Origin of the sequence: Streptomyces sp. NPDC048734, from assembly GCF_043198675.1 — a bacterium.
In the GTDB taxonomy this organism is placed as follows: domain Bacteria; phylum Actinomycetota; class Actinomycetes; order Streptomycetales; family Streptomycetaceae; genus Streptomyces.
Genome location: NZ_JBICUZ010000003.1, coordinates 591,195 through 613,319 on the forward strand (window position 1 = coordinate 591,195; position 22,125 = coordinate 613,319).

At 73.9% G+C, this 22,125-nt stretch carries 14 protein-coding genes, 1 tRNA gene and 1 pseudogene; 8 read left to right on the forward strand and 8 right to left on the reverse strand.

All coding sequences use genetic code 11. The features are described from left to right. Nucleotides 1-102: 102 nt before the first annotated feature. Nucleotides 103-1,611: a PP2C family protein-serine/threonine phosphatase gene (locus ACGFQC_RS11650; RefSeq protein ID WP_363090908.1), complete on the reverse strand. Its 1,509-nt coding sequence runs from the start codon at nt 1,609-1,611 to the stop codon at nt 103-105. Between the two features lie 516 nt (nt 1,612-2,127). On the opposite strand from ACGFQC_RS11650, the gene ACGFQC_RS11655 reads away from it, so the two are divergent. Both ACGFQC_RS11655 and ACGFQC_RS11660 read left to right on the forward strand, forming a co-directional pair. Further along, nucleotides 2,128-2,793: a bifunctional DNA primase/polymerase gene (locus ACGFQC_RS11655; protein WP_363090892.1), complete on the forward strand. Its 666-nt coding sequence runs from the start codon at nt 2,128-2,130 to the stop codon at nt 2,791-2,793. Between the two features lie 56 nt (nt 2,794-2,849). After that, on the forward strand, nt 2,850-3,464 hold the full coding sequence (locus tag ACGFQC_RS11660; protein ID WP_393288084.1) for a hypothetical protein: 615 nt from the start codon (nt 2,850-2,852) through the stop codon (nt 3,462-3,464). A 430-nt stretch (nt 3,465-3,894) separates the two neighbouring features. On the opposite strand, the gene ACGFQC_RS11665 is transcribed toward ACGFQC_RS11660, so the two are convergent. From ACGFQC_RS11665 to ACGFQC_RS11675, 3 genes are all read right to left on the reverse strand, one after another. Beyond that, nucleotides 3,895-4,860 carry a DUF5926 family protein gene (locus tag ACGFQC_RS11665; protein WP_363090891.1) on the reverse strand — a complete coding sequence of 322 codons (966 nt, stop codon included), beginning with the start codon at nt 4,858-4,860 and terminating at the stop codon, nt 3,895-3,897. A gap of 194 nt (nt 4,861-5,054) precedes the next feature. Then, complete coding sequence (locus tag ACGFQC_RS11670) at nt 5,055-5,693, reverse strand: ATP-binding protein (protein WP_363090890.1); 639 nt, start codon at nt 5,691-5,693, stop codon at nt 5,055-5,057. A 212-nt stretch (nt 5,694-5,905) separates the two neighbouring features. Next, nucleotides 5,906-6,745 carry a glycerophosphodiester phosphodiesterase gene (locus tag ACGFQC_RS11675; protein WP_363090889.1) on the reverse strand — a complete coding sequence of 280 codons (840 nt, stop codon included), beginning with the start codon at nt 6,743-6,745 and terminating at the stop codon, nt 5,906-5,908. Nucleotides 6,746-7,058: 313 nt separating this feature from the next. Between ACGFQC_RS11675 and ACGFQC_RS11680 the strand changes: the two genes are divergently transcribed. Both ACGFQC_RS11680 and ACGFQC_RS11685 read left to right on the forward strand, forming a co-directional pair. Continuing rightward, a complete protein-coding gene (locus ACGFQC_RS11680; RefSeq protein ID WP_363090888.1) occupies nt 7,059-8,564 on the forward strand; it encodes a trypsin-like peptidase domain-containing protein in 1,506 nt (501 codons plus the stop codon). An 84-nt stretch (nt 8,565-8,648) separates the two neighbouring features. Then, nucleotides 8,649-8,735 (forward strand) — tRNA-Ser (locus tag ACGFQC_RS11685). Between the two features lie 168 nt (nt 8,736-8,903). Here ACGFQC_RS11685 and ACGFQC_RS11690 read toward each other — a convergent pair. Beyond that, nucleotides 8,904-10,259 (reverse strand): hypothetical protein, encoded by a 1,356-nt coding sequence (locus ACGFQC_RS11690; RefSeq protein WP_363090887.1) that lies wholly within the window; start codon nt 10,257-10,259, stop codon nt 8,904-8,906. 437 nt (nt 10,260-10,696) lie between these two features. Here ACGFQC_RS11690 and ACGFQC_RS11695 point away from each other — a divergent pair. Further along, nucleotides 10,697-11,227 (forward strand): annotated as a pseudogene (locus tag ACGFQC_RS11695) (MerR family DNA-binding transcriptional regulator). A 61-nt stretch (nt 11,228-11,288) separates the two neighbouring features. Here the strand turns inward: ACGFQC_RS11695 and ACGFQC_RS11700 are convergent. Beyond that, nucleotides 11,289-12,293, reverse strand: a complete 1,005-nt coding sequence (locus ACGFQC_RS11700; RefSeq protein WP_363090886.1) for a bifunctional DNA primase/polymerase — start codon at nt 12,291-12,293, stop codon at nt 11,289-11,291. A 625-nt stretch (nt 12,294-12,918) separates the two neighbouring features. Here ACGFQC_RS11700 and ACGFQC_RS11705 point away from each other — a divergent pair. Both ACGFQC_RS11705 and ACGFQC_RS11710 read left to right on the forward strand, forming a co-directional pair. Then, entirely contained in the window at nt 12,919-13,467 is a 549-nt protein-coding gene (locus tag ACGFQC_RS11705) for a SigE family RNA polymerase sigma factor (RefSeq protein WP_363090885.1), read from the forward strand. 155 nt (nt 13,468-13,622) lie between these two features. Next, nucleotides 13,623-15,266 (forward strand): long-chain fatty acid--CoA ligase, encoded by a 1,644-nt coding sequence (locus ACGFQC_RS11710; RefSeq protein WP_363090906.1) that lies wholly within the window; start codon nt 13,623-13,625, stop codon nt 15,264-15,266. A 262-nt stretch (nt 15,267-15,528) separates the two neighbouring features. On the opposite strand, the gene ACGFQC_RS11715 is transcribed toward ACGFQC_RS11710, so the two are convergent. Further along, nucleotides 15,529-16,734, reverse strand: a complete 1,206-nt coding sequence (locus ACGFQC_RS11715; RefSeq protein WP_363090884.1) for an MFS transporter — start codon at nt 16,732-16,734, stop codon at nt 15,529-15,531. 130 nt (nt 16,735-16,864) lie between these two features. Between ACGFQC_RS11715 and ACGFQC_RS11720 the strand changes: the two genes are divergently transcribed. Continuing rightward, nucleotides 16,865-17,458, forward strand: coding sequence for a TetR family transcriptional regulator (locus tag ACGFQC_RS11720; RefSeq protein ID WP_363090883.1), 594 nt, complete (start codon nt 16,865-16,867; stop codon nt 17,456-17,458). Nucleotides 17,459-17,474: 16 nt separating this feature from the next. Here the strand turns inward: ACGFQC_RS11720 and ACGFQC_RS11725 are convergent, their stop codons facing one another. Beyond that, on the reverse strand, nt 17,475-21,956 hold the full coding sequence (locus tag ACGFQC_RS11725) for a PAS domain-containing protein (RefSeq protein ID WP_363090882.1): 4,482 nt from the start codon (nt 21,954-21,956) through the stop codon (nt 17,475-17,477). Between the last annotated feature and the right edge of the window lie 169 nt (nt 21,957-22,125).

Below are 22,125 nucleotides of genomic sequence, written 5' to 3' on the forward strand. Positions count from 1 at the left end.
ACTGGGCCCCCTCCATCGTACGGTCGTACCGAAGGGGGCCCAGGGGCGAAGGACCTCTTACCGCTCCGGGAACGGGACGGGGCGGACCCCCTGCTCCGGTCCTCACTCGAAGCGCGCCGCGAGCAGGACGACGTCGTCCGCGCCGTCGGCCGCGTCCAGCCCTTTCGGCAGCACCGTCCGCAGCACGTGGTCGGCGACCGCGCCCGGGTCGTGGCGGATCGACCGGGGGACTCCGGCCGCGGCCGCGTGCAGCCGGGCGAAGGCGCGGTCCACGGGGTCGCCGGTACGGTGCAGCAGGCCGTCCGTGTAGAGCAGCACCGTCTCCCCGGCCTCGGCCTCCAGCTCCACGCTCGGCGCCTCCCAGCAGGCCAGCATGCCCAGCGGCGCGGACACGGACGTCTCGACGAACTCGGTGCGCCGCGCGCCCACCAGCAGCGGGGGGCAGTGCCCGGCACCGGCCAGGGTGATCTTTCGCAGCGCGGGCTCGCAGTAGGCGAACAGCGCGGTGGCCGACCGTGCGGGCTCGGTCAGCCGCAGCAGCAGCTCCAGGTCGGACAGGACGGCGACGGGGTCCTCGCCCTCCATCACGGCGTACGCCCGCAGGGAGGCGCGCAGCCGTCCCATCGCGGCCACCGCGCTCGGCCCGGAGCCGGTGACGGAGCCGACGGCCAGGCCCAGCGCCGCGTCGGGCAGCGGCAGTGCGTCGTACCAGTCGCCGCCGCCGCGCGGACCGGTGCGGTGCCGGGCGGCGAGCTGGACGCCGGCCACCCGCGGCAGCCGAGAGGGCAGCAACTCCTCCGTCATCGTCGTCATGCACGCGCGGGCGCGTTCGAGTTCGAGGAGGCGCGCGAGGTGCTCGGCGGCGTGGCGCACGTACAGTCCGACCAGGTGGCGGCGGCGCTCGGCCGGCTCGGCGGGCTCGTCGTAGAGCCAGACGGCCGCGCCCAGGCGTTCGGCGCCCTCGCCGGCGGTCAGGGGCAGGGCATAGCTGGCGGCGTAGCCGAGGCGGGCGGCCACTTCACGGTGCCGGGGGTCGAGGCCGTCCTCGGAGAGCAGGTCGGGCTGGGCGATCTCGCCCTCGCCGCCGGGCAGACCGTCGAGGATGCGGCCGTACGGCATGGAGCGGCGCGGCACGGTCTCGATGTGGCCGAGGTCGGCGCGGCCGAGGCCGAGGCCGATCGTGGTGTCGGGGCCGAGGCCGTCGGCGGGTTCCAGGACGACGAGCCCGCGCCGGGCGCCCACCAGGGCGGATCCGGCCCGCAGCACTTCCTGGAGGGCGTCGGGCAGCGTGTCCGTACGGGCCAGGCGTTCGGTGAGTTCGTGGAGGGTCGTGAGATCGGAGACCCAGCCGGCCAGCCGGTCCTGGAGGAGCGCTCCCGCGCCGGGGGGAACCGGTGGGGCGGCCGGGACGGCGGATGCGGGGGCGACAGTGTGTGCGGGAGAGGGAACCGTTGAATCGATTCCGGCCACTTTCGAAGGGTGAGGGGCGTTCATGGCGTCCGGCTCTCGGACCGGTGCGTATTGCTCAGAAGCATCGCAAACCCCCATGTCGTTCTGCGCCGCCAGCGGTGTCTCCACATGTACACGCACTCGTGAGGGGATGTCCAGCATTGTCCTGCTGGGATTGCTGGTGTCCGTGAGGTCGGAGGGTTTGTCGGTCACGCTTTGTCCGGCTCCCTTGCGCAATGGCGAAGTTGGCTGAAAACTGCATCGGGCAACGGGTGTTTGCGGTCGACTGGGTTTGCTCCACGGAGCGTCACAGCGGTCGTGATGGGTACGTACTCGGTGAGGACCAGGGGTCGTTGGGAGCCACCCGCAACCTGGTGACCCGCTCCGGCGTCCTAGCCACCGACGACCGTGCCCCATCCTCCCGTGGTGGAGGCGGAGAGAAATACGCGCACGGCAAAACGCCAGACTTCGCCACCCCACGCCAGGCCCATGCTCGAGGTGGGCGCAGTACGACACGGAGTGGCCGCGCAAGCGCAGCCAGTGCTCGACCCTCAGGGGTTTCCCTTGTCTCGGACAGGGGTGTGATGCGCCAACAGGTACGCACAGTGAAGTGATCGACACATGACGTGATGTGACCCACGGTGTTGCCAGCGGTGCAACGGAAAGGAACGAGCGCTCATGCGCGAGATCCTCGGAAGGCGACGCAGGCTCCTGTCCCGGCGCAGCGACGGGGGGCCTGAACTGATCGACGCGGCCCTCACCTTCGCGACGGAGTGGCAGTGGCCCGTACTCCCGGGCGTGACGGCGAACCCACGGGGGACCTCCCGGTGCGGCTGCCCCGACCCGGAATGCTCGGTGCCCGGTGCCCATCCCTTCGACCCCGGCCTCCTGACGGCCACCACCGACGCGCGCATGATCCGCTGGTGGTGGACCAACCGTCCGACGGCACCGATCGTCCTGGCCACCGGCGGGAAGGCGCCCTGCGCGGTCAGCCTGCCCGCCCTCGCGGCCTCCCGCGCGCTCGTCGCGCTCGACCGGCAGGGCATGCGCCTCGGTCCGGTGGTCGCCTCGGCCACCCGCTGGTCGATCCTCGTCCGGCCGTACTCCCTGGAGCAGTTGGGCGAGCTGCTGTACGCCAAGGACTTCGTCCCCGGCTCGCTGCGCTTCCACGGGGAGGGCGGCTACCTCGCCCTGCCCCCCTCGCGGACCGGCCAGGGAGACATCCGCTGGGAGCGCGCGCCGCTGCCCGGTTCGGTCTCGCCCTGGGTGCCCGACGTGGAGGCCGTGGTGGACGCGGTCGTCGACGCCCTCACTCGTACGGGTGTGAGCGCGCCCGAGTTGTGAGGGTGTCGGGCGCCCACCGGACGGGACGCCCGCCTCCGCTCGTTATCTTCCGCACCATGCAGCGACATTCTGGGGGACGGCCCCCGGGTCCCCGATGGCTCCGTCTCCTCGGCCTCGGGGGCACCGTGGTGTGCGTGATCGCCCTGCCCCTGGCGATGGCGTCCGCGGGGCCGACGGGCGACGGACCCCGCCCGGCCGAGCGGCGGGACGTGGCCCCCGGCACCGACTACCGCGCCGGCCGGCCGTCGGCCGGTCACGGGGCGGACGCCAAGGCGCCCCCCGCCGAACCCTCCCGCACACCCCTGCTGCTCGGCCTCGGGGTGGCCACCGCGGCCCGCTGCGGTCCCGAAGTCACCTCCCCCGAGGGCGTCGAGGCGCAGACCTGCGTGCTCACCCAGGGCGAGGACACCTGGGCGCGCGCCTACTACCGCAACGCCACCGGCAGCGCCCTGGAGGCCGCCCTGAGCTTCATGGGGCCCGACGGGCGCACGGTGCAGACGCGGTGCGCGGTGGGCGCCGACGACGAGCCGGGCACCTGTGAGACACCCCGTGGACGAAGCCGGGGCGGGCCCGCGGACCACACCGCGGTGGCGGAGTTCGCGCGAGTGGCCGGCGCCGGGCCGCTGCTGTTGCGTTCCGGCAGCAACTCCGGTGCGGGTGAAAGGAGTTGAAGACCTGTGCCGGACCGGCTCGGGGCGGGTCGTCGGGTCGGGTGGCGGGGCCGGAACGGGGCCGGGCATGGAAAGACCCGGTTGCTGGCGACGGGGGATGCACCAGCAACCGGGCTGTTGGAACGGTAACAAGAGATCGGCTCCAAGCAAATTCGATCTCATGTTTTCATCGGCTTTCCGGACACCGGCAGATCGGCTCTTATGGCGCCGACTCGCCTTGTGCGAAAGGGAGTTGTGAGCGGAGTCACGTCGTCCGGCCCGGTGCGGCGGGGGGGGGCCCCCCGGCCCCCCCCCCCCGGGGGCCGCGGGGGGGGGGGGGGGGGGGCCCAGGGGGGGGGGGGGCGGGGGGGGGGGGGGCGGGCGGCCGGGGGGGGGGGGGGGGGGGGGCGGGCGCCCCCCCGCCCCCCCCCCCCCGCCCCGCGTCCGGGCTTCAGCTGAGCGTCACCTGCCGGTTGGTCAGGCCTCCGCGCGCGCGGCGTTCGTCGGTCGTGAGGGGAGTGTCCGAGGCCAGCGCGGTGGCGAGCCGCTCGGCGAACTCGGCGGCCGGCTTCTCCACGTCCGCCGCCGAGACCCCGCTCGGCAGGTCCCAGACGGGCACGATCAGGCCGTGCGCCCGGAAGGAACCCACCAGCCGGGTGCCCTCGCCCAGGCTCGACCGACCTGCCGCGTGCAGTCGCGCGAGCGCGTCCAGAAGCCGCTCCTCCGGATGCGGCATGACCCAGCGCAGGTGGTTCTTATCCGGGGTCTCGCACCAGTACGCGGCGTCGACGCCGGTCAGCTTCACGGTCGGGATCGCCGCCGCGTTGGCCCGCTCCAGGGAGGCGGCCACCTCCGGCGCGGCGTTCTCCGGGTCCGGGACCCAGAACTCGAACCCGCTGTGCACAACTGGCTCGAAGGCGCCTTCCGGGTCGAGCAGGTCCTGCATCCGCGGGCCGTCGGCCGGTGCGCGCCGGGCCTGTACGGGCGTGCCCGGTTCCGCCTCCAGCGCCCGCAGGAGGGTGTCGGCGAGGTCGCGGCTGATGTCGCCGGAGGGGGTGTCGTTCTGCAGCCCGAGGAGGACCGAGCCGTCGTCGCGGCGCAGGGCCGGCCAGGCCATCGGCAGCACCGTGGCGAGCGTGACGGAGGGGACGCCCTCGGGCAGGCCGTCCTTCAGGGGCAGTTCGACCGTGGCGGCCGGGACCAGCTCGCGCAGCGCCACCCAGTCGCCCTCGCCCGGCAGGCCCTCGAAGGGGCGCTGGACCAGCTCCGTCACGGCGTGGGCGGCGGCCCGGCCGTGACAGGCCTTGTAGCGGCGGCCGCTGCCGCAGGGGCAGGGCTCCCGCGCGCCGACGACCGGGATCTCTCCCTCGGTGAGCTGCGGCCGCGTGGCCTTCGTCTGAGGTCGCTTCTTGGCCATCTGGGTGTCTCCCGGGTACGGCTCGTCTGGTACTGGCGGGAGCCTAGCCGTTCGCGCCGGGAGCCACGGGAACCTGTGGACGACGACCTGGCCTGTGGACAGTCGCGGCGGGCCAACGCGCCGGTCCGCGGGCGGTCGCACCGGGGCCGGTCACCCGGGCCCGCCGGACGGGGGTGCCGGCCGTCCGTCCCGGCCTAGTCGAGGTCGTCGAACGCGTCCGCGAAGTCCAGGCCCGGCATCGAGGCCACCGGCGGGGCCCAGACCCGGGAGGCGAAGTCGTCCCGGCGGCAGCCCGCGTCGGGGTCGTACACATCCGCGTGGACCACGACCCACACCGTGACCTCACCGCGGGCGTCGTCCCGGACGCCCCAGTCGTCGGCCAGCGCCGTGATGATGTTGAGTCCGCGTCCGCCGTGCGCCGTGACGGAAGGGGTCGCCGGGGCCGGCCGGGTCGGCCCGCCGCCGTCGGTCACCTCGACGACCAGCCGGCCGGCGGGGTCCACCCGCCACGCGGCCCGCACGTCGCCGTCCCCGGCCAGGGCGTCGCCCAGCGGACGGCCGTGTTTGCACGCGTTGCTCAGAAGTTCGGAAAGGATCAGTACGGCATCGTCGATGACTGCCTCCGAGACCCCGCCCGTACGCAGTTGATCGCGCATACGGTGTCTCGCCTCACCCACGCCCGCAGGGCCATGGGATACGGCCATGCTCGACGACGTGGGCACCTCTTGTGCCACCACCAACGCCACCCCCGAGACCTCCTTCGCCCCACGCCACGGTGTGGATGCCCCATTGGCCTGTACCGGAAACCGGCCAATCCCCGTCCCATGACGCACTCGCAACGGTCGGACACGGAGCGAATGCGCCGGAGCACTCCTGGTGAGTGGAAGGTCGTCGTGTGGCTGGATTTCTTCAGTATGGCTGAGAAGTGAGGATGGTTCAGGCGGTGCTTGTGGTCAAGAGGCGTGGATGGGGCCAGTGGGGTTTCCGGGACTTTCTGTTTCTTCCCACGGAAGCGGCGCGGGGGCCGGCCGGGAGGTCGGAGTGCTCAGCGGCCCAGCTGGTTCAGCACCCCGCGCGGGCGGTTCGTGATGATGGCGTCGACGCCCAGCCGGACGCAGAGGTCCACGTCCTCCGGTTCGTTCACCGTCCATACGTGCACCTGGTGGCCGGCCCGTTTCAGCCGCTCCACGTAGGCGGGGTGACTGCGCACGATCCGCATCGAGGGCCCCGCGATCCGCACGCCCGCCGGCAGCCGGCCGTCGCGCAGCCGGGGTGAGACGAACTGCATCAGATAGACCGTGGGCAGCGCCGGTGAAGCGGCACGCACGCGATGCAGCGAGCGCGCCGAGAAGCTCATCACCCGCACAGGGGAGGCGTCGGCCGTGGCGGGCGCGTCCAGGCCGAACCGCTTCAGGAGGACCAGAAGCCGCTCCTCCACCTGTCCCGCCCAGCGCGTCGGATGCTTGGTCTCGACGGCAAGTTCCACCCGGCGCCCCGCGTCGGCGACCAGTTCCAGCAGTCGTTCCAGGGTGAGGACGGAGGTGGCGTCCCGGTCTTCCGGACGCACCTCCCAGTCGGGCTCCTCGTCGCGCGTGTTCCAGGCCTCCCGCGCCGCCCGCGTCTTCCAGGAACCGAAGTCCATGGCCGCCAGGTCCGCGAGCTCCAGCTGGGAGACCGCGCCGCGGCCGTTGGACGTACGGTTGACGCGGCGGTCGTGGACGCAGACGAGGTGGCCGTCCGCGGTCAGCCGTACGTCGCACTCGAGGGCGTCCGCGCCGTCCTCGATCGCCTTGCGGTACGCGGCCAGGGTGTGCTCGGGGGCATCCTCGGAGGCCCCGCGGTGGGCGACGACCTGGATGCGTTGCTGCTGCCGTGCGTGGGTCACCGCGTCATGGTGCCACCGGTGCGGGGTACGCGTCCGGCGGGCCGGATCGCGGGCGTCGGTGAGCGGCCGTCTGAGAACCCTGTGAGAACCCGCTGAGATGTTCCGGGGATGTGTCGTTTATGCAGCAAAATACACCATATAAAGAATGGTCAAGGACCCACAGGCACCGCTTATGGTGCTCTGACGGCCCGTGGGAAAAGCTGACACGTACAAAAGCACATGCACAGCTACATCGCGCAGGGTCGACGACAAGCGTGAACGAGCGTGACCGAGTGCGACCGAGAAAAACAGCCGTGGACCGAGGAGAAGAGCTGTGAGCACCGAGAACGAGGGCACCAACGAGGGCACCCCGGTTCCCCCGGCCCCGTCCGCACCCCCCGTGCCGGTGGAATCTCCCGCGGCCTCCCTGCGGCAGGCCGCCCCCGACACCGGCGCACCCACCACCCCACTGCCGACGACGCCCCCGCCTGCCGTGCCCCACGCCCCGCGGGGCGGCGCCCCCGAGAGTGCCTGGCCGCCGCCCACCGCCCCCAGCGCGGCCGCCCCGGCGGACGCCGCCTGGCCGCCCCCGCAGCCGCCCGCCCCGGCCTACGCCGACGACGGCTTCGGCGCGCACTCCGCGCACTCCGGGAGTCCCGGCGGCCCCGGAGCCGGCACCACCGTCTGGGGCGCCGCCCACCAGGAGCCCGTCCCGCCCAAGGCCCGCCGCGGCCGCGGCGGCCTCGCCGCCGCCGTCCTGGTCGCCGCCCTCGTCGCGGGCGGCCTCGGCGGGGGCCTCGGCTACACCCTCGCCAAGAACGACGACACCGGCTCCACCACCGTCTCCGCCTCCGACAGCGGCGGTTCCGTCAAGCGCGACCCGGGCACCGTCGCCGGCGTCGCCGCCAAGGCGCTGCCCTCCACGGTCACCATCCAGGCGGAGTCCAGCGACGGCGAGGGCGGCACCGGCACCGGCTTCGTCTTCGACACCCAGGGCCACATCGTCACCAACAACCACGTCGTCGCCGACGCGGTCGACGGCGGCAAGGTGACCGCCACCTTCCCGAGCGGCAAGAAGTACGACGCCGAGGTCGTCGGCCACGCCCAGGGCTACGACGTCGCGGTCATCAAGCTGAAGAACGCCCCTTCCGACCTCAAGCCGCTCACCCTCGGTGACTCCGACAAGGTCGCCGTCGGCGACTCGACGATCGCCATCGGCGCGCCCTTCGGCCTGTCCAACACGGTCACGACCGGCATCATCAGCGCGAAGAACCGCCCCGTGGCGTCCTCCGACGGCACCGGCAGCAGCTCCTCCTACATGAGCGCCCTCCAGACGGACGCCTCCATCAACCCGGGCAACTCCGGTGGCCCGCTGCTCGACGCCCAGGGCAACGTGATCGGCATCAACTCCGCGATCCAGTCCACCGGCAGCGGCGGCCTGGGCGGCGCCGCACAGTCCGGCTCGATCGGCCTCGGCTTCGCCATCCCGATCAACCAGGCCAAGTACGTCGCCCAGGAACTGATCAAGGACGGGCAGCCGGTGTACGCCAAGATCGGCGCCTCCGTCTCCCTGGAGGAGTCCACGGACGGCGCGAAGATCACCGACCAGGGCGCGGGCGGCGCCGCCGCCGTCGAGGCGGGCGGCCCCGCGGCCAAGGCCGGCCTCAAGCCCGGCGACGTGATCACCAAGCTCGACGACACGGTGATCGACAGCGGTCCGACCCTCATCGGCGAGATCTGGACCCACAAGCCGGGCGACAAGGTCACGATCACCTACGAGCGCGACGGCAAGAGCCGCACCGTCGACCTCACCCTCGGCTCCCGCAAGGGCGACAGCTGACGCCCCGGCGCTCCCGCAGGGCGCCACGCGCTCACAGCCACCCGTTACTCTTGTCCCCGCGTCGTCCGATCAAGGCCGACGCGGGGAGGCGTGCCCGAGCGGCCTAAGGGAACGGTCTTGAAAACCGTCGTGGCAGCGATGTCACCGTGAGTTCGAATCTCACCGCCTCCGCTGGTCGCGGACGTGCCGGCCGGAAGGGGTGTCCCTCTGTGAGGGGCGCCCTTTTCGCGTGTCGCCCGCCGTACCGTGGTCCGGCCGTCTCGTCTGCCGCTCCTCCGGGGGGACAGGGGCCGGCGCTCGTGACGGCCGGGGCGGGGAGTCGTTCGGGCCGTCAGCGGGTCAGGTGCGGGCGCCGGCGGCCGGGTCGTGCAGACAGAGCGCGATGTTCCGGACCGCGGCGGTGAGTTCCTCGATCACCCGGGCCGCCTGCTCGGCGTTGTGGAAGGCCGGGCGCCCGGCCAGGGACAGGCCCAGCTTCTCCGCCGCCTGGAGGGCCTGCCCGGCGTCCTCGGCAGGAGGGGGGACGGCGGGGGCGGCCGCCTCGGCCGCGGGAGGCGGCGGGGGCGCGGCGGGCCGGGCCGGCACGATCGGATCCGCCGGGGGTGCGTCGGAGATCGAGTGCGCACCGGAAACTGCGGGTGTGCCGGGGAACGAGTGGGCGCCGGAGTCCGTGGGTGTGCCGGAGAACGAGTGGGCGCCGGAGAACGAGTGCGTACCGGAGACCGCGGGCGTCGGCTCGGGGGCGACCGGTGCCGGCGGACCGGCCGGCATCGCGCCGCTGGTCGCTTCCCCCCGGTACCGGTCGAACGGGACGTGGAAGGCGCCGGAGTCACCGGTCGTGGAGACGCAGTCCTCCTCCCCCGGCCGTGACGGTGCGATCGGCACGGAGTGCGTGTTCCGGGAGATCTGCTCGGCGTGCGGGCCCAGGTCCGGCGCGTTGCGGGTCCGGGGCAGCACGAAGTGCTCGAAACCGGGGAACGCCAGGGTGGTGGGGTGCGTGGCGGGACGTGGGTTGTACTCGGTCTGCCACTGCATGCGGTAGCAGTCGACCTGGTCGGCGCAGGCGGCGCGGGCGTGGAAGACCGCCGTGTCCTCCCCCAGCGGCGGGTACCAGAGGTTCGGTCCCGGGAAGCGCACGGTCCGCACCCGCGGCCGGATCGGCTCGGCGCACCCCATGCAGCAGCCCTCCGGCACCATGAGCGGGATGCCGCCGTTCTGCTCCGGCCAACGGGGGCCGCCCTCCCAGCGGTACTCCCCGTGACGGCAGGGCGGCAGTTCGCCGCAGGCGCGGCAGACGGCGTAGTGCTCGGGGAGGACCTGCCAGTCGTGGCTGGCGGGGGCGCACCAGTGCTTCGGCGTGGACCGGGGCAGGTTCTCGTTGCGCAGGACGAGGACCACCGGCCGCTTGTAGAACTCGGCCCGTTCGGGAGCTGGTTTGCCCGCCTGGTTGTTGGCCCGGCGCAGCTCGTTGGCGTGCCACCACAATTCCACGTGGTCGCGCCACGCCTTCTCGTAGATGTCCGGCCACCGGTCGCCGACGTAGCTGTTGATCTCCAGGATCCGCCATGCCTGCCGGTCGAGTACCACGATGGAGCCGGCCCGCAGCCGCATGTGTGTTCCGTTGTCACCCTCGTCCGGCCAGTCGTGCCGACCGATACGAGTGGGCTGGTCTGGGTGCCATCTGCGAGCCTGCATGTCATGCTCCTCGGCACGAAACTTCATAGTTTCAACTGGGGCAGTTGATGACATTCTGGACAATCGGGACGTTTAACTCGGTGTAGACACGCGCACACTGTTGACCGAAGACGGCCGGAAACGCTTTCCGCGACACCGATTCTTTTGGAAACACCCTTGGATGCGGGCTTTTTCGGCCCTCGGGAGCCACCGGACCCCGACGTTCCGCCGGGCACGGAACAGTGACTCCGTACCCCGTCGTCCTGCCTCGACGCCCACCGTACGGGTGATGGCGCTTCGGTGGACGGCACTCCGTACGTGTGTATTGCACCGTGTCCCCGTCACCGGATGCCGTGCGGGACCTGGTGATGGTCGGTCACGGACGGCGGGCGAGCGGAGCGCTTGACCCTCACGTCACCTGATGCCGGGGGGCCGTTGGTCTGGAAGAGCACCTGGCCGTGGGACGCGTGGCCGAGCCGGCCGACGTGACCGTCCGCACGCCGCACCACTACGACGAGATCGGCCTCGTGCGGCCGTCCGTGCGGACGGCCGCCGGATACCGGGCCTGCTCGGTCGGTGACGTGGAGCGGCTGCGGGAGGTGCTCGCCCACCGGTGGCTGGGCTTCGGACTGCGCGAGATCGCGGATCTGGTTCACCCGTGACTACCGGCCCGAGGCCGCCGTCCTGGTCGCGGGCCGGCCCCCGGCGGACCGGCTGGCCCGGGTGATCGGGGCCCGCGTGGAGCCGGTGCTCGTTCCGTGGGACTGTGCCGACGGCTTCCGGAGGCCTACTGGTGCCGGCCCGAGGCGTACCTGGACGAACGTGTGCGCCGCGCGGTGTCGGCATGGACCAGGGTCGGGCCGGAGGTCGAGCGGCGGGCGGTGAACGAACTCCGCGACGACCTTTCCTCGGGCCGGTGTGCCGAACGCAACCCCGATCTCGGCGCCCTCGACGCGGCGGAGCTCGGTCTCCGCCTGCTCGTGGTGTGAATCGCCGTGAGGCCGGAAGGGGTGCCGCCCTCCCAGGCGACACCCCTTCCGTGTTCCCCCGTCACGGTGGCTCGTGGTGGGGGCCGGTGACCCCGGGGGTGGTGCCGGGGGGCGGTGGGGGCCGGTGGCGGGTCATGCGGGCCGCCGAGGCCAGGGTCGAGCGGGCCTCTCGGGACGGGAGGCCGGTGCGGACGGCCGCGTCGACGAGGGCTTCGCAGAGGGCCTCGCCGATGCCGTCCTCGTAGGCCCGGCAGGCCGCCCAGTACAGGCGGGTGTTGCGTTGTCCCCGGTGGGCCGCGAGGACGAACTGGACGAGGCCGTCGCCGTGTGCTCCGCCGGCTGCCGGGGACGCCCGGCGGGGGAGGCGGGGCGGAGGGAGGAGCAGGCGCAGCAGGGCGCGGGGGCAGGGGGCGGGTACGAGGTGCCCGGTGCCGGGGGCGATGGCGTACGTGCCGCGGTCGGTGCGGGAGCCGGGGCCGACGAGATAGCCGCCGGCGCCGCGGATGTCGATGCCGGGGGCGAGGCGGCCGGCCGAGTTGGGGACGACGACGTCCGCGGGGCCGGTGAGCCAGAGGTGGCGGCCGCCGGAGGGGGTGAGGACGACGACCGTGGGCGGGATGGTGAAGAGGTGGCGCAGGGCGAGTTCGCGCAGGGCGGTGGTGGAGTCGGTGCCGGACTTGGTGTCGAGGTCGACGCCGATCAGGTGGTGCGGGGGGAGTCCGCAGGCGATGCCGTAGCCGGTGGCCCAGGGGGCGGCGGCGAACAGTTCGCGGATGCGCGCGGGGTCGGTGCTGGCGTCGTACACGCCGTGGCCGGGGCGGCCGCATTCGCCGTGGCAGGGCGGGGCCGTGGGGTCGTCGTGGTGGGGGGAACACAGGGTGGGTGGGTGGGGGGAACACAGGGTGGGTGGGTGGGGGGAACACAGGGTGGGTCGGTGGGGGGAGCGCAGCGCGGGGAGCTTGGTCCGGGACAGGGGGATGACGGCCAGGCCGCGTTCGGCGGCCGACAGGGCGTGGGCGAGGGCCAGGGTGGTGGCCTGCCGGGGGTACCGGTCCGTGGTGGCCATGACTCTATTTTCGTACGTGCGTTCGAAAAAGGGAAGAGGGTCGGCCGGCTCCGGCGTCGCTCGGTCTCCTTCTGTACCGGGTGTGCTCGGTGAGGGTGGGAACGCGTCCGCGCGGCGGTGCTTCGGTGCCGCCGCGCGGACGCTTTCGTACAGACGCTTTCGTATGGGTGCGGAGGGGGCCGCTCTCGACGGTGGCGTGAGCCTGGCGGTCCGTCAGCGGCATTGCGCGGAGGGGGTGGTGGTGCGGAACGGGTGATGCGGGAGGGCCGCCGGAGGTGCCGCGCACGTCGGACGGGCCGGAGGCGTGACTGAAGGCGCGACTGAAGGCCCACGAGGGCCGCCCCGCCCCGCCGGCCGTGGTCGCCGCGGCCGCCCGGGGTGCCGCCCGTACCCTGGCCGCCGCGGGTGCGGGGGTGCCGAGCCCGGGGCCGGTGCCGCCGGCCGGCGGCCGAGGTGTGCCGGTGCCGTCGGTGTGCGGCCCCCAGGGGTGATCCCGCAGGAGTGGGCGTGGTCTCGTCCACCTTCAGGAGGTGGAGCCGGCACCACCCCTACAACCTGAGGCGGACTCGTCTTCGGCACCTGCGGCCGATCCGCGGGAGGCGGGTGCGAACCTAGCGTGGAGCCCATGACCACACCCGTCTGCACCCGCGCTTCGAACGGCAAGACGCGGCCTTCTTCGTACCCGTCCTTCACGTCGTACGTCAGCGCCCGTCAGCCGGTGCTGCTGCGCACCGCGCGGTCGCTGACCGCGAACCCGAGCGACGCCGAGGACCTGCTGCAGACCGCGCTCGCCAAGACCTATGTCGCGTGGGAGCGGATCGAGGACCACGGGGCGCTCGACGGCTACGTCCGCCGGGCCCTGCTGAACACGCGCACCTCGCAGTGGCGCAAGCGCAAGGTCGACGAGTTCGCCTGCGAGGAGCTGCCGGAGCCGGAGCCGCAGCCCGGCGACGGGGACCCGGCCGAGCGGCAGGCGCTGCACGACGCGATGTGGCGGGCGATCATGAAACTGCCGGCCCGGCAGCGGGCGATGGTCGTCCTCAGGTACTACGAGGATCTCAGCGAGGTGCAGACGGCCGAGGTGCTCGGCGTCTCGGTGGGCACGGTGAAATCGGCGGTGTCGCGGGCGCTCGGCAAGCTCCGGGAGGACCCTGAGCTGGTCGTTGTCCGCTAGCGCGCGGACGTCGCGGTACGGCGTGGGCGGCAACGTGACTCGATCGATTCTCGCTCCCTAGTGACATACCGCTTGGTATGTGCGCAGAATCAGCGCAACCGTTACCACCGCGTAGGCAATGTCGCCGCACCTGGGAGGACGCCGTGCTGAGCACCATGCAGGACGTACCGCTGCTGATCTCGAGGATCCTGACCCACGGGTCGACGATCCACGGCTCGTCGCAGGTGATCACCTGGACCGGTGAGGGCGAGCCGCAGCGGCGCACCTACGCCGAGATCGGCGCCCGCGCGGCCCAGCTGGCGCACGCCCTGCGCGAGGACCTCGGTGTCGCCGGCGACGACAGGGTCGCGACCCTGGCCTGGAACAACGCCGAGCACGTCGAGGCCTACTTCGCGATCCCCTCCATGGGCGCGGTGCTGCACACCCTCAACCTGCGCCTGCCCGCCGAGCAGTTGGCGTGGATCGTGAACCACGCGGCCGACAGGGTCGTCATCGCCAACGGCTCGCTGCTGCCGCTGCTGGCCCCGCTGCTCCCGCACCTGAAGACGGTCGAGCACGTGGTCGTGACCGGCCCCGGCGACCGCTCGCTCCTGGCGGGCGCCACCGCGCGGGTGCACGAGTACGAGGACCTGATCGCCGGGAAGCCGACCGTCTACGACTGGCCCGAGCTGGACGAACGCCAGGCTGCCGCCATGTGTTACACCTCCGGCACGACCGGCGACCCCAAGGGCGTGGTCTACAGCCACCGCTCGATCTACCTGCACTCCATGCAGGTCAACATGGCCCAGTCGATGGGGCTGACCGACCAGGACACGTCCCTGGTGGTCGTTCCCCAGTTCCACGTCAACGCCTGGGGCCTCCCGCACGCCACCTTCATGACCGGCGTCAACATGCTGATGCCGGACCGCTTCCTCCAGCCCGCGCCCCTCGCCGAGATGATCGAGAGCGAGAAGCCGACCCACGCCGCCGCGGTGCCCACCATCTGGCAGGGCCTGCTGGCCGAGCTGACCGCCAAGCCGCGGGACGTCTCCTCCCTCACCCAGGTCACCATCGGCGGCTCGGCCTGCCCGCCCTCCCTCATGGAGGCCTTCGACCGGCTCGGCATGCGGGTCTGCCACGCCTGGGGCATGACGGAGACCTCCCCGCTGGGCACCATCGCCCGCCCGCCGGCCGCCGCGGTCGGCACGGACGCGGAGTTCGGGTACCGCCTGACCCAGGGCCGTTTCCCGGCCGGGGTCGAGGCCCGCCTCACCGGGCCCGGCGGCGAGCGGCTCCCCTGGGACGGGGAGTCCGCGGGCGAGCTGGAGGTCCGCGGTCCGTGGATCGCCGGCGCCTACTACAACGGGCCCGGCGCCGAACCCCTGCGCCCCGCCGACAAGTTCAGCGAGGACGGCTGGCTGAAGACGGGGGACGTCGGCACCATCTCCACCGACGGCTTCCTCACCCTCACCGACCGTGCCAAGGACGTCATCAAGTCCGGCGGCGAGTGGATCTCGTCGGTGGACCTGGAGAACGCGCTGATGTCCCACCCGGCCGTCGCCGAGGCGGCCGTGGTCGCCGTCCCCGACGACAAGTGGGGCGAGCGCCCGCTGGCCACGGTCGTCCTCAAGGAGGGTGCCACCACCGACTTCCAGGCCCTGCGTGCCTTCCTCGCCGAAGAGGGCGGCGTCGCCAAGTGGCAGCTCCCGGAGCGCTGGACGATCGTCGAGGCGGTCCCGAAGACGAGCGTGGGCAAGTTCGACAAGAAGGTGCTGCGCAGGCGGTACGCGGCGGGCGACCTGGACGTCACCCGGCTCTGACAGCTCTGACAGCTCTGACAGCTCCGGCAGCTCCGGCAGCTCTGACGCACCCCGTCCGCCCGGCAGGGCGCCTCGCGGCCCCTGCCGGGCGGACGGCTGCCCGCGGCGGACCGGCCGGGGGACGCGTCCGCCGACGGGGCCCGGCCGGCGACTGTGTCCTGCCGGGCCGTCATGGCGCCGCGGTGCCGCGGTCCTGGACCTTCTCGACCGCCGTGGTGCCGCGGGCGGGCCGACGCCTTCTTGACCGCGTGGTGTCGCGGACCTACGCCTTCTTGCCCCGGGTGGTCCCCCATCCGGCCGTCAGCCACAGTCCCGCGATCGCGACCACGCCGGTCCAGCCGAAGTGGGTGAAGGCGAGGCCTGCCAGGGCCGAGGCGGTGGCTCCGCCGGCGAAGCCCGCGACGACGTAGGCGCTGTTGGCGGTGGCGGGGGCGCCGGTGGTGGTGAGGGCGAGGGTCTGGTTGGCGACGTGGGAGGCGACGAGGGCCGTGTGGATCACGATCGCGGCGACGAACAGCGCGACCATCACCTGACCGCCCAGCCAGAACAGCGGCACCGACACGGCGGCCAGCAGATACGCGTTGCGGACCACCTTCGCGGCGCCGAAGCGGTCGACCAGGCCGCCGGCCAGCGGGGCGACGACGCTGGCGGCGAGGCCGAAGAGGCCGAACAGGCCGGCGGTCGCGGTGGAGAGGCCGTACGCCCCGCCCGTCAGCAGCAGGGCCAGCGAGGTCCACAGCGCGCTCCAGGCGCCGTACATGCCGGCCTGCCGCACGCACGCCCGCCACAGGTCGGGCGACCGGCGCACCAGGCCGGGCATGGCGCGCAGCCCGGCGAAGAGGCCGCCTTCGCGGGGGCGACGGTGTTCGGAGGGCAGGGCGGCCGCGGTGAGCAGGCCGAGGACCGCGGTGAGGCCGGCGGCGCCGACGAACACCGCGCGCCAGCCGAAGGCCTGTCCGGCGAGTCCGCCGAGGACGCGGGCGGCGACGATGCCGGTGAAGAGACCGGCGATGACGGCGGCGACGTGCCGGGCGCGGTGGTGGGCGGGGGCGCGTTCGGCGACCAGCGGTACCAGGAGCTGCGGTACGACGGTGGCGGCCGAGGCGACGAACACGGCGGCGGCGAGCGCGGCCGTGCCGGCCGCCGCGGCACCGGCGACCAGCGCCGCCGTGGTGACCAGCGAGAGGGCCGCGACGAGTGGGCGGCGGTTCACGCGGTCGCCCAGCGGGGCGAAGAAGAGGAGGCCGGCGGCGTAGCCGAACTGGGCGACCGACGCGATCCAGGCCACGGCCGAGGGTGCGGAGCCGAAGTCGCGGGCGATGAGGGGGAGGAGCGGGGCGGCCACGTAGATGTTGGCGGCGGTGACGGCGGTGCAGACGGCGATGAGGGGGAGGAACAGGCGGTGGGCGAGCCGGGCCCGCCCGACGGGCCCGGTGCGCTGCTGCCTGACGGTGACTGCGGACGGCATGGTCGACGCGCTCCTTCGAGCAGACTCCAATAACCAACCAGTTGGTTGGAACAGTGGGGGGAACAGTCTCGGCCGGGCGTCCATTCCCTGTCAACCAACCAGTTGGTTACCCACGCGCTACCCTGGCCCCATGGCAACGACCAGGACCCCCCGCGACCCCGAGGCCACCAAGGCGCGGATCTTCGAAGCGGCGGTCGCCGAGTTCTCCCGGTACGGCATCGCGGGCGCCCGCATCGACCGCATCGCCACCGAGGCCAAGGCCAACAAGCAGCTGATCTACGCCTACTTCGGCAACAAGGCGGAGCTGTTCACCCAGGTCCTCGGCCGCCGCATGGTCGACCTCGCCGCCGCCGTCCCCGTCGACCCCGACGACGTCGAGGGCTGGATGGACCGGCTCATGGACTACCACGCCGCCCACCCCGAACTCCTGCGGCTCCTGTACTGGGAGGGCATCGAGTACGGCACCGCCGAACTCCCCGACGAGGCCGAACGGCAGGAGCACTACGCCCGCAAGGTCGCCGCCCTCCAGGACGGCCAGGACCGCGGGGTCATCGGCGACGCGATCCCCGCCCGCGACCTGTTCTTCCTGCTGATCGCGCTCGCCAACTGGGCCACCGTCGTCCCCCAGATGCGCCGCATCCTGGTCGGCGGGGACGACCCCGACCGCGACCGTCTGCGCGCCTCCGTGAAGGAAGCGGCCCGCAGGCTGGTCGCCCGGCCGTGACGGAGGGCCCGGCCCCTCAGTTGGTGCCGATCCGCGCCAGCAGGTCGACGATCCGGACCTGCACCTCCTCGCTGGTGGAGCGTTCCGCGAGGAAGAGGACGGTCTCGCCGGAGGCCAGCCGGGGCAGGTCCGCCTGGTCGACGGCGGCCGTGTAGACGACCAGCGGCGTGCGGCTGAGCTGCCGGTTCGCCCGCAGCCAGTCGATGATCCCGGCCTGCCCCCGGTGCACCTGCATCAGGTCCATCACGACCAGGTTCGGCCGCAGCTGCCCGGCGAGCGTGACCGCGTCCGCGTCGCCGGCCGCCCGCGCGACCTGCATCCCGCGCCGCTCCAGCGTCGCGGTCAGCGCCAGCGCGATCTCCGCGTGCTCCTCGATCAGCAGCACCCGCGGCGGGTGCTGCTCACTGTCCCGCGGCGCGAGCGCCTTCAGCAGCACGGCGGGATCGGCGCCGTACGCCGCCTCGCGTGTCGCCTGCCCGAGCCCGGCCGTGACCAGCACCGGCACCTCGGCGGCCACCGCCGCCTGACGCAGCGACTGCAACGCGGTCCGGGTGATCGGCCCGGTCAGCGGATCGACGAACAGCGCGGCCGGGAACGCGGCGATCTGGGCGTCGACCTCCTCGCGCGAGTGCACGATGACCGGCCGGTAGCCGCGGTCGCTGAGCGCCTGCTGCGTACTGACGTCCGGAGCCGGCCACACCAGCAGTCGGCGCGGGTTGTCCAGCGGCTCCGGCGGCAGCTCGTCGTCCATCGGCTGCGGCCGCGGCGGATCGGCCACCTCGACGGCCCCGCCCGGCCCGTCCAGCGGCTCCGGTCCCTCGGCGGCGTTCTTGTCCGGCGCCCCTATGGCGTACGACCGCCCCGCACCCTCGGTCCCGGGCGCGAGCCGCGACTGACCGGCCAGGGACTGACCGGCCGTCGGCTGGCCGGGAAGCGGCTGCCCGGACAGCGGCTGGCCCGCGAGGGAGGGATGCGCGACGGGCGCGCCCGGAGCCGCCGGCGCCTGCGGTACGGCGGCCTGCCCGGCCGGCGGATGCGGACGGGCCGTCTGCTCCTGTCCCGCCGCCGGGTCGGGCCGCGTGCCCAGCTTGCGGCGCCGCCCGGAGCCGTTCGGGTGGTGCGGGGCAGGGGTGGCGGAGGCGGAGTGGGCGGCCGTGGACTGGGCGGCCTGCGGGGCCTGCGGGGCCTGCGGGGCCTGCGGGGCCTGCGCGGCCTGTTGCAACCGCTGGACCGGCTGGGCCTGCGGTGCTTGCTGCGCCTGCTGCACCTGCGCGGCCTGCCGGGTGAAGGGCACGCCCTGGCCCAGCGTCCGCACGCTGATCGCGCGGCCCTGGGTGGAGTTGGGGTCGACGGGCGGGACCGGAGCGGCCTCGGCGGGCAGGGGCTGAGCCACCCGCGGCGGTGCCGTGGCCGCCTCGGGCGGCAGCGGGGTGCCCGAACCGGGGGTCGGCGTCGCGGGGACGGCCGCTTCGGCGGGGAGCGGCCCGACGGGCGGGACCTGCGCGGGGGCACCCGCCTGACCCGGCACGGTCGGTACGGCCTGGGGGGCCGCAGCGCCCGGACCGGTCGTACCGGTCGTACCGGCCGGATTGACCTGGCCGGGGATGACGGGCTGCCCGGCGATCGGCCCACCGGGCAGCGGCTGCGCGGGTACCGGCACCGCCTGACCGGGGAGCGGCTGAGCCGGAAGCGGCAGTTCCGCTGCGACCTGGACGGCCGCGCCCGGTGCGGGCGCGGGACCCCGCACCTGAGGGGCCTGCGGTGCCTGGACCTGAGGCGGCCGCACCTGCGGTGCCTGAACCTGTGCCGGAACGGTGGCGGCGCCCTCGGTCCCGGTCCCCGCCTCCGTCACCGGCTGGCCGACCGCCCGCCGCCGGCGGCCCGTGGGCGCGGTGGTGGGGTGCGGCTGCGGCGGGGTGTGGTCGTCGGCCCGGCCGTGCGGGACGGCGTCGTGCCGGCCGTGGTCGATCAGCGAGTCGTCGGACGCGGCCTGAGCGGGCACCTGAGCCTGCCCGGGAACGGGCACCGGGACCGGAACGGGCACCGGTACGGCGTCCTGCCCCGGAACGGGTGCGACCGGCACCGGCCCCTGCTGCCCCGGAACCTGCCCCGCTTCCCGTGCCTCCGCGCTGCCGTCCGTCCCCTCCGCGCCGGGCGTTCCCCCGGTCGGCCGGTCCGCCTCCGCGGGCGGCAGGGCGAACACCGTGCGGGGGCCCGCCTCCTGCGCGGCGGCGCGTTCGTTCGCGGCGGCCAGGGCGCGTCGGCGGCGGCCCGTCGGCTGTTCGGCGCCCTCCGCGGGCACCGGGGTGCTCGCGAGCGCGGGCAGGGCGGGCGGCAGGGCCGCCTGCGGTGCGTCGCCGTCGCGCCGGGCCCGCCGTCCGCTCGGCACCGGCACGCCCTGCGGCGGGACGGTGCCGCCGAGTCCCGTGCCCGAGGCGGCGGTGCCCGCCGCGTGCTCGGCGGCCGTGACCACGGCGCCCTCGCTCACCCCGGCGTCCTCGCCGGACCGCGCGTGCCGTCGGCCGGTCCCGCCGGGAGCATCGGCCTCCTCGACGGGGGCCGGGGCCGGCATCTCCTCGGCGGCCGGGCCGCGGCGGCGCCGGCCGGTCGGTACCGCGGACTCACCCTCGGCACCGACGGGCGCCGCGCCCGCGACCTCGCTCTCCAGGAAGGCGTCCACGGAGGACCGCCGGGCCCGTCGCCGCCCCGCGACGGTGGTCTGTCCGTCGGCCGGGTCACCCGCGGCGACGCCGTCGGCCGGGTCACCCGCGGCCCCGCCCGGCGAACCGGCCGGCAGCGCGACGGCGGAGCCGACGGCGGGAGCCGCGACGGCGCCCGCCCCTCCGCCCAACGGGACCTCGAGGACGTACGCGCTGCCGCTCATGCCCGGCACCTCGTGCGTCTGGAGCACGCCGCCGTGCGCCCGCACGATCCCGCGCACGATCGGCTCGTGCACCGGGTCGCCGCCCGCGTACGGGCCGCGCACCTCGATGCGGACCACCTCGCCGCGCTGGGCGGCGGCCACGACGACCGTGTTGTCCATGTAACCGCCCGTCGAGACGGGCGCGTTGCCGGTGGCGTCGACGCCCGCGACATCGGCGACGAGGTGGGCGAGCGCGGTCGCGAGGAGCCGCGCGTCGACCTCGGCCTCGATGGGCGGCGCGTGCACGGCGAACTGGACCCGGCCGGGCCCGACCAGCTCGACGGCCCCGTCGACACCGGCGGCGACGACGGCGTCGAGCATCACCTTCGTACGGGTGATGGCCTCGCCGCCGGCGTCCAGGCGCTGGTAGCCGAGGACGTTGTCGATGAGGGTGGTGATGCGGGCGTACCCGGCCGACAGGTGGTGCAGGACCTGGTTGGCCTCGGGCCACAGCTGCCCGGCGTCGTCGGCGGCGAGCACCGACAGTTCGCGGCGCAGTTCGTCCAGGGGGCCGCGCAGCGACCTTCCGAGCAGGGTCAGCAGCTGGTCGTAGCGGGCGGCGAGGGCCTCGTACCGGTCCTTCTCCCGCTCGCCGAGCGCGGCGTAGCGCTCCTCGCCGGCCGCCAGCTCCTCCTGGTGCCGCTCGTGCAGCTCCTCCACCTCGGTGACGTGCTGCTGGCGCAGCGCGGTGAGGTCGGAGGCGTGCTCCTCGGAGAGCCGCTCCAGCTCGTCCCGGTGCCGCTTCTCGACGGCGTCCTTCTCCTCGGCGAGGGAGTCGTACGGCCGCCGGTCGGTGAAGGTCATCACGGCGCCGACGAGCTGGTCGCCGTCGCGGACGGGCGCGGTCGTCAGGTCGACCGAGACCTTGTCCCCGCTCTTGGACCACAGCACCTGCCCGCGCACCCGGTGCTTGCGCCCGGAGCGCAGGGTGTCGGCGAGCGGCGACTCGTCGTAGGGGAAGGGGGAGCCGTCGGCGCGGGAGTGCAGCACGAGCGTGTGCAGCTCCTTGCCGCCGAGGTCGCTCGCCCGGTAACCGAGGGTCTGGGCGGCGGCCGGGTTGACCAGCACGATCCGCCCGTCGGTGTCGGTGCCGACGACGCCCTCGGACGCGGCCCGCAGGATCATCTCGGTCTGCCGCTGCGACCGGGCCAGCTCGGCCTCGGTGTCGACGGTGCCCGACAGGTCGCGCACCACGAGCATCAGCAGCTCGTCGTTGGCGTAGCCGTAGCTGTCGTAGGCCTGCTGGCCGTTCTCGAGGTTGGCGCTGGTGACCTCGACGGGGAACTCGGTACCGTCGGTGCGCCGGGCGGTCATCCGCGTGGGCTTGGTCCGGCCGCGCGGGTCCATGTGGTCCGGGCGCCGCATCGAGCCGGGGATGAGCTTGGAGTCGAACTCCGGCAGGAGATCGAGCAGCCCCCGCCCCACGAGCGCGGTGCCCGGCGTCTCGAACGCCTCCAGCGCGATGGTGTTCGCGTTGACGACGGTCCCGTTGGCGTTGACCAGGACCAACGCGTCGGGCAGTGCGTCGAGTATGGCTGCGAGGCGAGCAGCGCCTCGGGATGGCCTGCTGCTCACGAGTCGCTTCCTCCCTGTTACCGCACCTTGCCGACCGCCCGGGCCATATTGCCAACCCTCCCGCAGCGTGTCACGCGAGCGAGTCTAAGGGTTGGGGCCGTGCCCGCGGCGCCGGATGAGAGGCAGCTCGCACGACGAAGTGCCCCAGAACGTACGACCACCCGCCCCG